This is a genomic window from Escherichia sp. MOD1-EC5990, from assembly GCF_002965285.1.
GTDB lineage: Bacteria > Pseudomonadota > Gammaproteobacteria > Enterobacterales > Enterobacteriaceae > Escherichia > Escherichia coli_F.
The window spans coordinates 283,246-298,240 of the sequence record NZ_PTRV01000004.1 but is presented as its reverse complement, the minus strand read 5'-3'; the positions used below and the strand labels follow the sequence as shown (position 1 = coordinate 298,240).

The window sequence follows — 14,995 nt, the reverse complement described above, 5'->3', positions numbered from 1 at the left end:
CGATTCCTTATTTCAGCGGCGAGTTTTTACGCTCAATGCTGTAGCGCTCAAGTTCTTTGTACGGCACCACTTTGCTCTTCTTCTTACGCACATCGACCACGGTCATGCGGTCGGTACAGGAGTAGCAAGGGTCCAGGCTACCAATAATCAGCGGCGCATCAGAAACGGTGTTGCCGCGCAGCATGTAGCGCAAGGTCGGCCAGTTCGCGTAGGTCGCGGCACGGCAGCGCCAGCGGTACAGCTTCTGGTTGTCGCCGGTCATGCTCCAGTGAATATCATCACCGCGCGGCGCTTCGGCAAAGCCCAGCGCAAAACGGTGCGGAATGTAGGTAAAGCCTTCCACCATCAGCGGGCCACCCGGCAGGTTATCCAGACCGTAGTCGATCATGTTCAGCGCGGTATAGACTTCGTTGATACGCACTTTCAGACGGGAAATCACGTCGCAGCCCTGCTCGCTGTGGACTTCCATTGGCAGCAGGCCATAACCAACAAACGGGTGATCGGCACGGGTATCGCGGGCGTGACCGCTGGCGCGGACCATCGGGCCGACGTTACTGAAGTCGCGGGCAATTTCCGGGTCCAGACGACCAATGCCGACAGTGCGCTGTTCCATGTTCGGTGTGCTCAGCAGCACATCCACCAGCTCCTGCACTTCACGACGCATCTGCTGCGCCAGTTGACGGGTCTGGATCATGTCATCTTTCAGCAGATCGCGACGAATCCCGCCGATCAGGTTCAGGCCGTAGGTTTTACGCGCACCGGTAAGGATCTCCGCCATTTTCATGGAGGTTTCACGCACGCGGAAGAACTGCATAAAACCGGAGTCAAAGCCAGTGAAGTGGCAGGCAAGGCCAAGGTTGAGCAGATGCGAGTGCAGGCGTTCCACTTCCAGCAAAATGGCGCGAATCATCTGCGCACGTTCTGGCACCTGAATACCCATCGCGTTTTCCACCGACGTGGTGTAAGCGGTGCTGTGGGCAAAGCCGCAGATCCCACAAACTCGGTCAGAGAGGAAGGTCACTTCGTTGTAACCCATGCGGGTTTCCGCCAGTTTTTCCATGCCGCGATGGACATAGAACAGGCGGTAGTCGGCGTCGATAATGTTTTCGCCATCAACGAACAGACGGAAGTGGCCCGGTTCATCAGAAGTGACGTGCAGTGGACCAATCGGCACGACGTTGTTTTTCTTGTCGCCCAGTTCGTTGATGAACTCGTAGGTTTCAGCATCAGTAGTTGGTGCCGGACGTTGACGATAATCCATGCTGTCTTTACGCAGCGGGTAGAGTTCATCCGGCCAGTCATCCGGCAGCACCAGACGGCGTTCATCCGGAAGCCCTACCGGAATCAAACCGTACATATCGCGCACTTCACGCTCGCCCCACACCGCCGCCGGAACGCGCGGCGTCACGGACGGATATTCTGGTTTGTTGGCGTCAACTTCGACGCGAACCGTAATCCAACACTTGGTGCCCTTCTCCATCGACAGCACGTAATAAACGGCGTAATGACCATTCAGTTTGCGTTCGTCGTTACCAAACAGCACCGACAGCCAGCCCCCCTGCTTGTAGTAGAGGAACTCCACCACTTCCGGCAGATAGTTCACCTTCACGGTGACAGTCAGCTGATCTTTGGTCTGCCAGGCGTGGTCCAGCACGACGCCCGGAAATGCCTCATTCAGCGCGGCGAGATAATGTTGACCTAATTTTTCTTCAGACATGCTCAAACTCTCTTTAATCACGCCGCCAGCAAGGAGACGAACGCTAAAAATGCAAAGCCAAAACCAGCCCAGGTAATGCGTGGTGTAATATCAAGACGCAGACGGGCCATGCTGTTTTCGAACAGCGCGATAACCAGTACGCCGACCACCAGTTTGACGATGGCAATCACCAGCGCCAGCAGCAGCCCACCGGCAGTGAAGGTTTCCATTTGTCCCCACGGAATAAACACCCCGACGAACATCTGTAACACCACCAGCTGTTTCAGGCTGATACCCCATTTCATGACGCCAAAGCCGCTGCCGCTGTACTCAGAGAGCGGACCTTCCTGCAGCTCCTGCTCGGCTTCCGCCAGGTCGAACGGCAGTTTGCCCATTTCGATAAAGGTGGCGAATGCGCAGGCACAGAGCGCCAGCACCAGCGGAATGCTCTGGCTCAGCGGCCAGTGATAAACGGTGTCGGTGATGTTGCTGATGTTGGTGGAACCGGCCACCTGCGCGGCGACCCACAGACCAAGCAGCAGCATCGGTTCAACCAGCACGCCCAGCATCGCTTCACGGCTCGCGCCAATAGCAGTAAACGGACTACCGGTATCCAGACCAGAAATGGCAAAGAAGAAACGCGCAATGGCGAAGAGATACAGTAAAGTGATCAAATCCCCCAGTTGCGGCAGCGGAGAACCGACAGTCACTACCGGCAGCGCGGTAGCGATAGTCAACATGACGCCAACCATTACGTACGGTGTCAGGCGGAACACCCAGCCGGAGGCATCGGGACCAACGCTCTGACGACCCAGCAGTTTGATAATGTCGCGATACTCCTGCAACACGCCCGGACCGCGACGGTTATGCAAGCGGGCGCGCGCCACGCGGGTAATACCGGAGAGCAGCGGCGCAACGGCAAATAACACCAGCGCCTGAATTAACGGATATAAAACACTCATTCTCAGGCTCCTCGTGAAACAATAATCACCACCAGTACCGCCAGTTCAACCAGCGCCATCCGGCGGAACAGCAACGCACTCCCCTCGCACTGCCAGCCTGGTACCAGCGACACCGGATTCAGCCATTTGCGCAGTTTCAGCACTGGCGCAAATGCCTGTTTCACCGGCATGGCAAAACCGTGAGCGGTAATCACCATTGATTTTTCATGGTCGTAGCCACATACCCAGGCAGCGCCGCGGGAACGCGACGGCAGACGGTCGCCTTTGCAAATCGCCATAATGATGAATGGCAGAAGCGGGCAGGCAATCAGCAGCAACGTGATCATTGGTTGAGAAACGGTTGTATTAGCAGGCTCCAGCGGCAGAGGTACGGCAGCAGACAACATCGGCAGCAGCCACGGCGCAGCAACACCGCCAATCACGCAGCAAATCGCCAGTGCCACTACGCTTACGCTCATCAGGAGCGGCGCACAGGTGGCGTTTTCGGCTTCTTTGGTACGCGGCGCGCCAAGGAAAGTAACGCCATAAACTTTCGCCATACACATCACTGCCAGCGCACCGGTAATTGCCAGCCCCACGGCGAGCAGCGGCCCGAGAAGACGAGCAACAAACGCGCCACTATTGCTCAGTTTGAAGAAGGATTGATAGATAACCCATTCCCCGGCAAAACCGTTCAGCGGTGGCAGCGCAGCCATTGCCATCAGACCGACCAACATGGCGATGGAGATAACCGGCATTTTTTTGCCAATACCGCCGAGTTTTTCGATATCGCGATGACCGGTACGGAACCAGACGCTCCCAGCCCCGAGGAACAGTACGCTCTTGAACAGGCTATGGTTAAGCAGATGGTACAGACCACCGACCAGGCCAAGGGCAATCAGCGCCGGTTGTTCAAGCGCGATACCCGTTACGCCAGCGCCCAGCCCCAGCAGGATGATGCCGATATTTTCCAGAGTGTGGTAAGCCAGCAAACGCTGAATGTTGTGCTCCATCAGCGCATACAGACCGCCGACGAACGCGGTGATCATGCCGAGTACCAGAAGTGCAATTCCCCACCACAGCGGCGCATTACCGCCCAGCAGAGACAGGGTTAAAATACCCAGCAGGCCAATTTTCATCACCACCGTGGAAAACAGCGCGGCAGCTGGCGCAGAGGCGTTAGCATGAGCCTGTGGCACCCAGCCGTGCAGCGGGATAATCCCGGCCAGCAGGCCAAAACCAATCACACCGAGCAGCCAGATATCGGAACCAAGCGGCAGCTGTTGCATGCGCATATCCAGCAGGCGCAGATCCAGCGTGCCGTAACGTTGCCACAGCAGCCAGCAAGCAATCGCCAGCAGCAAAGTGCCAAGACGCCCCAGCGCAAACCACAGTTTGCCCTCTTTGCTGTTGCTGGTGAGGAACACCGCACACAGGGCCATGATTTCTGCCATTACTACGAACATGCCCAGATTGCTGGCAATGACGGCACAGACGGCAGCAGCCATCAACATATTGATTTGCAAACCGTTGCATTTCACCTGCGCATGGCGATGCCAGTCAATGTTGTAAAGGCTGACAAACAGACCGCACAGGCCGAGGGTAATCAGCCAAATCGCATTAAGCGGAGAGATTTGCACATTGTAGCTTACCAGCGACAACGCGCCGCTCACGCCAACCGCGCCAGTCAGCACAGTGAAGCCTGCGGCTGCCGTATACAGGCTACCCACCGCGCCGCCAATTCCGGCAATCCAGCCGCTTAACGCCTTTTGAAAAGAAAAGAGAAATGCCAGAACAGCGGCGGCAACAAACCACGCCACGCCGCTATTGATCAGGGAAATTGCGCTCATTTAGCCTCTCCACTTTGAGCCTGCTGAAACAAGGTGAGATCGCCAAAGTCCGTGTTAAAGGTCAGCTCACGCTTACGCTTGCTGACGCGGGCGATATCGGTGTTATCCACCAGATGCAGGGCTTTGGTTGGGCACATCCGCACGCAGGCTGGACCTTGTTCATCAAAGCTACAGAGGTCACATTTGACGGCGATCGCGCGAATACCCGGCACCCAGTCAAGCAACGTGCTGACACGCGCCGGAGCAGGCGGTGCCGGTGGTGCTTTCGGGGTATTGGCGTTTGCCGGAATATCCAGCGGACGGCTGCCGGAAAATTCGATTGCGCCAAACGGGCAGGCGATGCCGCACAGTTTGCAGCTTACGCACAGGCTTTCATTCAGCTGCACTGCCCCATCAACGCGGGTGATAGCGTTAACCGGGCAGACCACCGCACAGGGTGCATCTTCACAGTGGTGACAGAGCTGCGGCGCAGATTCTTTTTCATTTAGCATCACTCGCAGGCGCGGCATTGATTGCAGGCCGTGCTGGCGATGCGTCTCTGAACAGGCGGCCTCACAGGTGTGGCAGCCGATACAGAGCGTGGAGTCAGCAATTACAAAACGATTCACCAGGCATTCCTCAGGTGATTGTCATTTTTGACGAAAACATGCCGATGAAATGTTATTTTCGACACTCATCGACACGCCCATCCCCAAACAGGCGTAACGCCTGCAAAACGGGCAAAGCCTCAGCTCATGCCGCCGGGCTTTGTCCCTTTACCAGTTGGCTTAAATTCACCGGTACATTGTTTTCAATGGCGGTGTATAAGCTGTCGTAAACGCCAGCGATTTTTTCGAGATAGTGTTCCAGTACCTGTTCGCGATCGCGGATGTTGACCTTGCCATCTATCATTCCGTCAATGCTCAATTGTGCCTGCGCAATCCGCTGTTTTTCTTCACCCTCTTTCGTTTCGACGTAATACTCGATGGTGTGGCTGTTAAAGCCATCCGCCAGGGTGACGTAAATGCGAAAATGTTCAAAAAGGACGAAACAGAGTTCTTTGTCTGGCGCACAGCTCATGGCGTGATGCAGGCGCGCTTTCGATAACGTGATCCCCTGAACCAGCGAATTGCAGTAGAGATGCCACTGGTCCTGTAGGCGACGATGCCGCTGTGCGATGTAATCGGCTTTCTCGCTTATTTCCCAAATAGTCATTGTCAGGTTACCCGTTTAACAGAGATGCCAGCTTTAAGCATTTTTTGTGCCAACTTTTAATTTATTGTTATAAAAGAGATTTTTATGATTCTGGTGAATTTCGTCGCCGTGTCGACGTGTCATTTCGACATCATCGACATTATTCACTTTAGGGATAATCAACACTGGCACAATTATTGCTTATAGCTGGCAATAGTTAATGGGAGGCGATATGCACGAAATAACCCTCTGCCAACGGGCACTGGAATTGATCGAACAGCAGGCCGCAAAACACGGTGCAAAACGCGTAACTGGGGTCTGGCTCAAAATTGGCGCATTTTCTTGTGTCGAAACCAGCTCTCTTGCCTTTTGTTTTGATCTGGTTTGCCGCGGCAGCGTAGCGGAAGGTTGTAAACTGCACCTCGAAGAACAAGAGGCCGAATGCTGGTGCGAAACATGCCAACAATATGTGACGCTATTAACCCAGCGCGTCCGGCGCTGTCCACAGTGTCATGGCGACATGCTACAAATTGTGGCAGACGACGGTTTACAGATTCGGCGGATAGAAATAGACCAGGAGTGAGCGATGTGTACAACATGCGGTTGCGGTGAAGGCAACCTGTATATCGAGGGTGATGAACATAACCCTCATTCCGCGTTTCGTAGCGCGCCATTTGCCCCGGCGGCACGCCCGAAGATGAAAATCACCGGCATTAAAGCGCCTGAATTTACCCCCAGCCAGACTGAAGAAGGCGACCTGCATTACGGTCATGGCGAAGCGGGCACTCACGCGCCGGGCATGAGCCAGCGTCGGATGCTGGAAGTCGAAATTGACGTGCTAGACAAAAACAACCGTCTGGCTGAACGCAACCGAGCGCGCTTTGCTGCCCGCAATCAGTTGGTACTCAACCTGGTTTCCAGCCCTGGTTCCGGTAAAACCACCCTGCTGACGGAAACCTTGATGCGCCTGAAAGACAGCGTTCCGTGCGCAGTTATTGAAGGTGACCAGCAAACCGTGAACGATGCCGCGCGCATTCGCGCTACCGGCACGCCAGCGATTCAGGTGAATACCGGTAAAGGTTGCCATCTTGACGCACAGATGATTGCCGACGCCGCGCCGCGCCTGCCACTGGACGATAACGGTATTCTGTTTATCGAAAACGTTGGCAACCTCGTATGTCCGGCGAGCTTCGATCTTGGTGAAAAACACAAAGTGGCGGTGCTTTCCGTTACCGAAGGTGAAGACAAACCGCTGAAATATCCACATATGTTTGCCGCCGCCTCACTGATGCTGCTCAACAAAGTTGACCTGCTACCGTATCTCAATTTCGACGTTGAGAAGTGCATCGCCTGCGCCCGCGAAGTCAATCCAGAAATTGAAATCATCCTTATTTCCGCCACCAGCGGCGAAGGGATGGACCAGTGGCTGAACTGGCTGGAGACACAGCGATGTGCATAGGCGTTCCCGGCCAGATCCGCACCATTGACGGCAACCAGGCGAAAGTCGACGTCTGCGGTATTCAGCGCGACGTCGATCTAACGTTAGTCGGCAGCTGCGATGAAAACGGTCAGCCACGCGTGGGCCAGTGGGTACTGGTTCACGTTGGCTTTGCCATGAGCGTAATTAATGAAGCCGAAGCGCGCGACACCCTCGACGCCTTACAAAACATGTTTGACGTTGAGCCGGATGTCGGCGCGCTGTTGTATGGCGAGGAAAAATAATGCGTTTTGTTGATGAATATCGCGCGCCGGAACAGGTGATGCAGTTAATTGAGCATCTACGCGAACGTGCTTCACATCTCTCTTACACCGCTGAACGCCCTCTGCGGATTATGGAAGTGTGCGGCGGTCATACCCACGCCATTTTTAAATTCGGCCTCGACCAGTTACTGCCGGAAAACGTTGAGTTTATCCACGGTCCGGGTTGCCCGGTATGTGTACTGCCGATGGGAAGAATCGACACCTGCGTGGAGATTGCCAGCCATCCGGAAGTCATCTTCTGTACCTTTGGCGACGCCATGCGCGTGCCGGGGAAACAGGGGTCGCTGTTACAGGCAAAAGCGCGCGGTGCCGATGTTCGCATCGTTTACTCGCCAATGGATGCGTTAAAACTGGCGCAGGAGAATCCAACTCGTAAAGTGGTGTTCTTCGGCTTAGGGTTTGAAACCACCATGCCGACGACGGCCATCACTCTGCAACAGGCGAAAGCCCGCGATGTGCAAAATTTTTACTTTTTCTGCCAGCATATTACGCTGATCCCAACGCTACGCAGTTTGCTGGAACAGCCGGATAACGGTATCGATGCGTTCCTCGCGCCGGGCCACGTCAGTATGGTTATCGGCACCGACGCCTATAATTTTATCGCCAGTGATTTTCATCGTCCTCTGGTGGTTGCTGGATTCGAACCGCTTGATCTACTACAAGGCGTGGTCATGCTGGTGGAGCAGAAAATAGCGGCCCACAGCAAGGTGGAGAATCAGTATCGTCGGGTGGTGCCGGATGCCGGTAACCTGCTGGCGCAACAGGCGATTGCGGATGTCTTCTGCGTCAACGGCGACAGCGAATGGCGCGGCTTAGGCGTGATTGAATCTTCTGGTGTACACCTGACGCCGGATTATCAACGATTTGACGCCGAAGCGCATTTCCGCCCGGCACCGCAGCAGGTCTGCGATGACCCGCGCGCGCGTTGTGGCGAAGTCTTGACGGGCAAATGTAAGCCGCATCAATGCCCGCTGTTTGGTAACACCTGTAATCCTCAAACCGCGTTTGGTGCGCTGATGGTTTCCTCCGAAGGAGCGTGCGCCGCGTGGTATCAGTATCGTCAGCAGGAGAGTGAAGCGTGAATAATATCCAACTCGCCCACGGTAGCGGCGGCCAGGCGATGCAGCAATTAATCAACAGCCTGTTTATGGAAGCCTTTGCCAATCCGTGGCTGGCAGAACAGGAAGACCAGGCGCGCCTTGAGCTGGCGCAGCTGGTGGCAGAAGGCGACCGGCTGGCGTTCTCCACCGACAGCTACGTCATCGACCCGCTGTTCTTTCCTGGTGGCAATATTGGCAAGCTGGCGATTTGTGGCACCGCGAATGACGTTGCGGTCAGTGGCGCTATTCCGCGCTATCTCTCTTGTGGCTTTATCCTCGAAGAGGGATTGCCGATGGAGACGCTAAAAGCCGTGGTGATCAGCATGGCAGAAACCGCCCGCGCGGCAGGCATTGCCATCGTTACTGGCGACACTAAAGTGGTGCAACGCGGCGCGGCAGATAAACTGTTTATCAACACCGCTGGCATGGGCGCGATCCCGGCGAATATTCACTGGGGCGCACAGACGCTAACCGCAGGCGATGTTCTGCTGGTGAGTGGAACTCTCGGCGACCACGGAGCAACTATTCTTAATCTGCGCGAGCAACTGGGGCTGGATGGCGAACTGGTCAGCGACTGCGCAGTGCTGACGCCGCTCATCCAGACGCTGCGTGATATTCCCGGTGTGAAGGCACTGCGTGACGCCACCCGTGGTGGAGTGAACGCGGTAGTTCATGAGTTCGCGGCAGCCTGCGGTTGTGGTATTGAAATTTCAGAAGCGGCACTGCCGGTTAAACCTGCCGTGCGCGGCGTTTGCGAACTGCTGGGGCTGGACGCCCTTAACTTTGCCAACGAAGGCAAACTGGTGATCGCCGTTGAACGCAACGCAGCAGAGCAAGTGCTGGCGGCGTTACATTCCCATCCACTGGGGAAAGACGCGGCGCTGATTGGTGAAGTGGTGGAACGTAAAGGTGTTCGTCTTGCCGGTCTGTATGGCGTGAAACGAACCCTCGATTTACCACACGCCGAACCGCTTCCGCGTATATGCTAATAAAATTCTAAATCTCCTATAGTTAGTCAATGACCTTTTGCACCGCTTTGCGGTGCTTTCCTGGAAGAACAAAATGTCATATACACCGATGAGTGATCTCGGACAACAAGGGTTGTTCGACATCACTCGGACACTATTGCAGCAGCCCGATCTGGCCTCGCTGTGTGAGGCTCTTTCGCAATTGGTAAAGCGTTCTGCGCTCGCCGACAATGCAGCTATTGTGTTGTGGCAAGCGCAGACTCAACGTGCGTCTTATTACGCGTCGCGTGAAAAAGACACCCCCATAAATTATGAAGACGAAACTGTTCTGGCACACGGTCCGGTGCGCAGCATTTTGTCGCGCCCTGATACACTGCATTGCAGTTACGAAGAATTTTGTGAAACCTGGCCGCAGCTGGCCGCTGGTGGGCTATACCCCAAATTTGGTCACTATTGCCTGATGCCACTGGCGGCGGAAGGGCATATTTTTGGTGGCTGTGAATTTATTCGTTATGACGATCGCCCGTGGAGTGAAAAAGAGTTCAATCGCCTGCAAACTTTTACGCAGATCATTTCTGTCGTCACCGAACAAATCCAGAGCCGCGTCGTCAATAATGTCGACTATGAGTTGTTATGCCGGGAACGCGATAACTTCCGCATCCTGGTTGCCATCACCAACGCGGTGCTTTCTCGCCTGGATATGGACGAACTGGTCAGCGAAGTCGCCAAAGAAATCCATTACTATTTCGACATTGACGATATAAGCATCGTCTTACGCAGCCACCGTAAAAACAAACTCAACATCTACTCCACTCACTATCTTGATAAACAGCATCCCGCTCACGAACAGAGCGAAGTCGATGAAGCTGGAACCCTCACCGAACGCGTGTTTAAAAGCAAAGAGATGCTGCTGATTAATCTCCACGAGCGAGATAATTTAGCCCCCTACGAACGCATGTTGTTCGACACCTGGGGCAACCAGATTCAAACCTTGTGCCTGTTACCGCTGATGTCTGGCGACACCATGCTGGGCGTGCTGAAACTGGCGCAATGCGAAGAGAAAGTGTTTACCACGACCAATCTGAATTTACTGCGCCAGATTGCCGAACGTGTGGCAATCGCTGTCGATAACGCCCTTGCCTATCAGGAAATTCATCGTCTGAAAGAACGACTGGTTGATGAAAATCTCGCCCTGACCGAGCAGCTCAACAATGTTGATAGTGAATTTGGAGAGATTATTGGTCGCAGTGAAGCCATGTACAGCGTGCTTAAACAAGTTGAAATGGTGGCACAAAGTGACAGTACAGTTCTGATCCTCGGTGAAACTGGCACCGGTAAAGAGCTGATTGCCCGCGCGATCCATAATCTCAGTGGGCGTAATAATCGCCGCATGGTAAAAATGAACTGCGCGGCGATGCCTGCCGGATTGTTAGAAAGCGATCTGTTTGGTCATGAGCGTGGTGCGTTTACCGGAGCCAGCGCCCAGCGTATCGGTCGTTTTGAACTGGCGGATAAAAGCTCCCTGTTCCTCGATGAAGTGGGTGATATGCCGCTGGAGTTACAACCGAAGTTGCTGCGTGTATTACAGGAACAGGAGTTTGAACGTCTCGGCAGTAATAAAATTATACAGACGGACGTGCGTTTAATTGCCGCGACTAACCGCGATCTGAAAAAAATGGTTGCCGACCGCGAGTTCCGTAGCGATCTCTATTACCGTCTGAACGTATTCCCGATCCACCTGCCGCCACTACGCGAGCGTCCGGAAGATATTCCGCTGCTGGCGAAAGCCTTTACTTTTAAAATTGCCCGCCGTCTGGGGCGTAATATCGACAGCATTCCTGCCGAAACGTTGCGCGCGTTGAGCAATATGGAGTGGCCAGGTAACGTACGCGAGCTGGAAAACGTCATTGAGCGCGCGGTATTGCTGACACGTGGCAACGTGCTGCAGCTGTCATTGCCTGATATTGCTTTACCGGAACCTAAAACGCCGCCGACTGCAACGGTCGTCGCTCAGGAGGGCGAAGATGAATATCAGCTAATTGTGCGTGTATTAAAAGAGACTAACGGCGTGGTTGCCGGGCCGAAAGGCGCGGCGCAACGTCTGGGACTAAAACGCACCACACTGCTATCACGGATGAAACGACTGGGGATTGATAAATCGGCATTGGTTTAACTGCATGAGGTGCCGGACAGATCTGCCTGTCCGGTATACTATTCACGAGGTTTTTTCGGGCGATATTTTTCTGGCAACTCCGGCACCGGACGCTTGTCATCAATGAGATGGCGTACGGTTAGGATCGGATGACGCCACAGCATGCGCGGCCCGGCCCAACGCATAATCTGTTTCATCTCTTCACGCTTTGCAGACTGGTAACAGTGCACCGGGCACTGCTTACAGGCGGGTTTGTCTTCGCCGAACACACATTTATCCAGCCGTTTTTGCGCGTAGGCAAACAGCGCTTCGTAATGCTCCGGCTCTGCTGACGCCTGCGGGCATTTCGCTTGATAAAGATCGATCATTTTTTTAATCGTCAGTTTTTCACGAGAGGTACGCTTGCCGGACATGCTGCCTCCATACTCTTAAGGTGCATTTATATTACAACTTAATTTTAAAGGGGACTATGTCTCTGAAGAAGAAGGGTTCGCCAACTGATACAATTTTGCGTACTTGCTTCATAAGCATCACGCAAAAGCTGCAAAGCAGCATTTTTCGCGGAACCGACATCAAGAACTCGCCGTTCGCTTCTTCCCCTGAAATGATTAACTCCGGTATCATGTGCGCCTTATGTGATTACAACGAAAATAAAAATCATCACACCCCATTTAAAATCAGGGAACCGGACATAACTCCATGAGTGCAATAGAAAATTTCGACGCCCACACGCCAATGATGCAGCAGTATCTCAAGCTGAAAGCCCAGCATCCCGAGATCCTGCTGTTCTACCGGATGGGTGACTTTTACGAACTGTTTTATGACGACGCAAAACGTGCGTCACAACTGCTGGATATTTCACTGACCAAACGCGGCGCTTCAGCGGGAGAGCCGATCCCGATGGCGGGGATTCCATACCATGCGGTGGAAAACTACCTCGCCAAACTGGTGAATCAGGGCGAGTCCGTTGCCATCTGCGAACAAATTGGCGATCCGGCGACCAGCAAAGGTCCGGTTGAGCGCAAAGTTGTGCGTATCGTTACGCCGGGCACCATCAGCGATGAAGCGCTGTTGCAGGAGCGTCAGGACAACCTGCTGGCGGCTATCTGGCAGGACAGTAAAGGTTTCGGCTACGCGACGCTGGATATCAGTTCCGGTCGTTTTCGCCTGAGTGAACCGGCTGACCGCGAAACGATGGCGGCAGAACTGCAACGCACTAATCCGGCGGAACTGCTGTATGCAGAAGATTTTGCTGAAATGTCGCTGATTGAAGGTCGTCGCGGCTTGCGCCGTCGCCCGCTGTGGGAGTTTGAAATCGACACCGCGCGCCAGCAGTTGAATCTACAATTTGGCACTCGCGATCTGGTCGGTTTTGGCGTCGAGAACGCGCCGCGCGGACTTTGTGCCGCCGGTTGTCTGTTGCAGTATGCGAAAGATACTCAACGTACGACTCTGCCGCATATTCGTTCTATCACTATGGAACGTGAGCAGGACAGCATCATTATGGATGCCGCGACGCGTCGTAACCTGGAAATTACCCAGAACCTGGCGGGCGGTGCGGAAAACACGCTGGCTTCCGTGCTCGATTGCACTGTAACGCCGATGGGGAGTCGAATGCTGAAACGCTGGCTGCATATGCCAGTGCGCGATACCCGCGTGTTGCTTGAGCGCCAGCAAACTATTGGCGCATTGCAGGATTTCACCGCTGAGCTGCAGCCGGTACTGCGTCAGGTCGGCGACCTGGAACGTATTCTGGCACGTCTGGCTTTACGGACTGCCCGCCCACGCGATCTGGCCCGTATGCGTCACGCTTTCCAGCAACTGCCGGAGCTGCGTGCGCAGTTAGAAAATGTCGCTAGTGCACCGGTACAGGCGCTGCGTGAGAAAATGGGCGAGTTTGCAGAGCTGCGCGATCTGCTGGAGCGAGCAATCATCGACACACCGCCGGTGCTGGTACGCGACGGTGGTGTTATCGCATCAGGCTATAACGAAGAGCTGGATGAGTGGCGAGCGCTGGCTGACGGCGCGACAGATTATCTGGAGCGTCTGGAAGTTCGCGAGCGTGAACGTACCGGCCTGGACACGCTGAAAGTTGGCTTTAACGCGGTGCATGGTTATTACATTCAGATTAGCCGTGGACAAAGCCATCTCGCACCCATCAACTATATGCGTCGCCAGACGCTGAAAAACGCCGAACGCTACATTATTCCAGAGCTAAAAGAGTATGAAGACAAAGTACTCACCTCGAAAGGTAAAGCGCTGGCACTGGAAAAACAGCTTTATGAAGAGTTGTTCGACCTGCTGTTGCCGCATCTGGAAGCGTTGCAACAGAGCGCGAGCGCACTGGCAGAACTCGACGTACTGGTAAACCTGGCGGAACGGGCCTATACCCTGAACTACACCTGCCCGACCTTCATTGATAAACCGGGCATTCGCATTACCGAAGGTCGCCATCCGGTGGTTGAACAGGTACTGAATGAGCCGTTTATCGCTAACCCGCTGAACCTGTCGCCGCAGCGTCGCATGTTGATCATCACCGGTCCGAACATGGGCGGTAAAAGTACCTATATGCGCCAGACCGCACTGATTGCGCTGATGGCCTATATCGGCAGCTACGTACCGGCGCAAAAAGTCGAGATTGGCCCGATTGACCGTATCTTTACCCGTGTGGGCGCGGCTGACGATCTGGCATCCGGGCGTTCAACCTTTATGGTGGAGATGACCGAAACCGCCAATATTCTGCATAACGCCACGGAGTACAGCCTGGTGTTGATGGATGAGATTGGGCGCGGAACGTCCACTTACGATGGTCTGTCGCTGGCATGGGCGTGCGCTGAAAATCTGGCGAATAAGATTAAAGCGTTGACGTTGTTTGCTACCCACTACTTTGAACTGACTCAACTGCCGGAGAAAATGGAAGGCGTCGCCAACGTGCATCTTGATGCGCTGGAGCACGGCGACACCATTGCCTTTATGCACAGCGTGCAGGATGGCGCGGCGAGCAAAAGCTACGGTCTGGCGGTTGCAGCTCTGGCGGGCGTACCAAAAGAGGTTATTAAGCGCGCACGGCAAAAACTGCGTGAGCTGGAAAGCATTTCGCCGAACGCCGCCGCTACGCAAGTGGATGGTACGCAAATGTCTTTGCTTTCAGTGCCAGAAGAAACGTCGCCAGCGGTCGAAGCGCTGGAAAATCTTGACCCGGATTCACTTACCCCGCGTCAGGCGCTGGAATGGATTTATCGCTTGAAGAGTCTGGTGTAATAACAATTCCCGATAGTTTTTTGCTATCGGGAATATTAACGACAACTGACGAATCAAATAAAAATACCCTGTATAATAGGAAATCTTATTTTA

At 54.3% G+C, this 14,995-nt stretch carries 14 protein-coding genes; 7 read left to right on the top strand and 7 right to left on the bottom strand.

From position 1 onward, the window contains the following. Positions 1 to 7: 7 nt before the first annotated feature. The 5 genes from hycE to hycA form a co-directional block, all read right to left on the bottom strand. Positions 8 to 1,717: a formate hydrogenlyase subunit HycE gene (gene hycE, locus BEB42_RS07115; protein ID WP_001288122.1), complete on the bottom strand. Its 1,710-nt coding sequence runs from the start codon at positions 1,715 to 1,717 to the stop codon at positions 8 to 10. A gap of 17 nt (positions 1,718 to 1,734) precedes the next feature. Then, positions 1,735 to 2,658, bottom strand: coding sequence for a formate hydrogenlyase subunit HycD (hycD, locus tag BEB42_RS07110; RefSeq protein WP_000115224.1), 924 nt, complete (start codon positions 2,656 to 2,658; stop codon positions 1,735 to 1,737). A 2-nt stretch (positions 2,659 to 2,660) separates the two neighbouring features. After that, positions 2,661 to 4,487 carry a formate hydrogenlyase subunit 3 gene (gene hycC, locus BEB42_RS07105; RefSeq protein WP_001274427.1) on the bottom strand — a complete coding sequence of 609 codons (1,827 nt, stop codon included), beginning with the start codon at positions 4,485 to 4,487 and terminating at the stop codon, positions 2,661 to 2,663. After that, positions 4,484 to 5,095 (bottom strand): formate hydrogenlyase subunit HycB, encoded by a 612-nt coding sequence (hycB, locus tag BEB42_RS07100; protein ID WP_001079186.1) that lies wholly within the window; start codon positions 5,093 to 5,095, stop codon positions 4,484 to 4,486. Before hycB ends, hycC begins: the two co-directional genes overlap by 4 nt. Before the next feature lie 124 nt (positions 5,096 to 5,219). Continuing rightward, positions 5,220 to 5,681, bottom strand: a complete 462-nt coding sequence (gene hycA / locus BEB42_RS07095) for a formate hydrogenlyase regulator HycA (protein WP_000158081.1) — start codon at positions 5,679 to 5,681, stop codon at positions 5,220 to 5,222. A 211-nt stretch (positions 5,682 to 5,892) separates the two neighbouring features. Here hycA and hypA point away from each other — a divergent pair, with 211 nt between their 5' ends. The 6 genes from hypA to flhA all read left to right on the top strand — a co-directional run bounded on the left by hypA (position 5,893) and on the right by flhA (position 11,662). Next, positions 5,893 to 6,243, top strand: a complete 351-nt coding sequence (hypA, locus tag BEB42_RS07090; protein WP_001299100.1) for a hydrogenase maturation nickel metallochaperone HypA — start codon at positions 5,893 to 5,895, stop codon at positions 6,241 to 6,243. 3 nt (positions 6,244 to 6,246) lie between these two features. Next, on the top strand, positions 6,247 to 7,119 hold the full coding sequence (gene hypB / locus BEB42_RS07085) for a hydrogenase nickel incorporation protein HypB (protein ID WP_000337678.1): 873 nt from the start codon (positions 6,247 to 6,249) through the stop codon (positions 7,117 to 7,119). Next, positions 7,110 to 7,382, top strand: coding sequence for a hydrogenase 3 maturation protein HypC (gene hypC, locus BEB42_RS07080; RefSeq protein ID WP_000334881.1), 273 nt, complete (start codon positions 7,110 to 7,112; stop codon positions 7,380 to 7,382). Before hypB ends, hypC begins: the two co-directional genes overlap by 10 nt. Beyond that, a complete protein-coding gene (hypD, locus tag BEB42_RS07075) occupies positions 7,382 to 8,503 on the top strand; it encodes a hydrogenase formation protein HypD (protein ID WP_001212982.1) in 1,122 nt (373 codons plus the stop codon). The genes hypC and hypD overlap by 1 nt, the downstream gene beginning before the upstream one ends. Beyond that, a complete protein-coding gene (gene hypE, locus BEB42_RS07070) occupies positions 8,500 to 9,510 on the top strand; it encodes a hydrogenase maturation carbamoyl dehydratase HypE (RefSeq protein WP_105267252.1) in 1,011 nt (336 codons plus the stop codon). The genes hypD and hypE overlap by 4 nt, the downstream gene beginning before the upstream one ends. 73 nt (positions 9,511 to 9,583) lie before the next feature. Beyond that, the gene (gene flhA / locus BEB42_RS07065) at positions 9,584 to 11,662 is read left to right on the top strand and encodes a formate hydrogenlyase transcriptional activator FlhA (RefSeq protein ID WP_032184993.1); all 2,079 of its coding nucleotides are present in this window, start codon (positions 9,584 to 9,586) and stop codon (positions 11,660 to 11,662) included. A 38-nt stretch (positions 11,663 to 11,700) separates the two neighbouring features. Here flhA and BEB42_RS07060 read toward each other — a convergent pair whose 3' ends face one another. Continuing rightward, positions 11,701 to 12,054, bottom strand: a complete 354-nt coding sequence (locus tag BEB42_RS07060; RefSeq protein WP_000015510.1) for a nitrous oxide-stimulated promoter family protein — start codon at positions 12,052 to 12,054, stop codon at positions 11,701 to 11,703. A gap of 31 nt (positions 12,055 to 12,085) precedes the next feature. Next, a complete protein-coding gene (locus BEB42_RS07055; RefSeq protein ID WP_000611935.1) occupies positions 12,086 to 12,265 on the bottom strand; it encodes a hypothetical protein in 180 nt (59 codons plus the stop codon). Positions 12,266 to 12,340: 75 nt separating this feature from the next. Here BEB42_RS07055 and mutS point away from each other — a divergent pair, with 75 nt between their 5' ends. Further along, positions 12,341 to 14,902 carry a DNA mismatch repair protein MutS gene (gene mutS / locus BEB42_RS07050; RefSeq protein ID WP_105267251.1) on the top strand — a complete coding sequence of 854 codons (2,562 nt, stop codon included), beginning with the start codon at positions 12,341 to 12,343 and terminating at the stop codon, positions 14,900 to 14,902. The last annotated feature ends 93 nt before the right edge of the window (positions 14,903 to 14,995 follow it).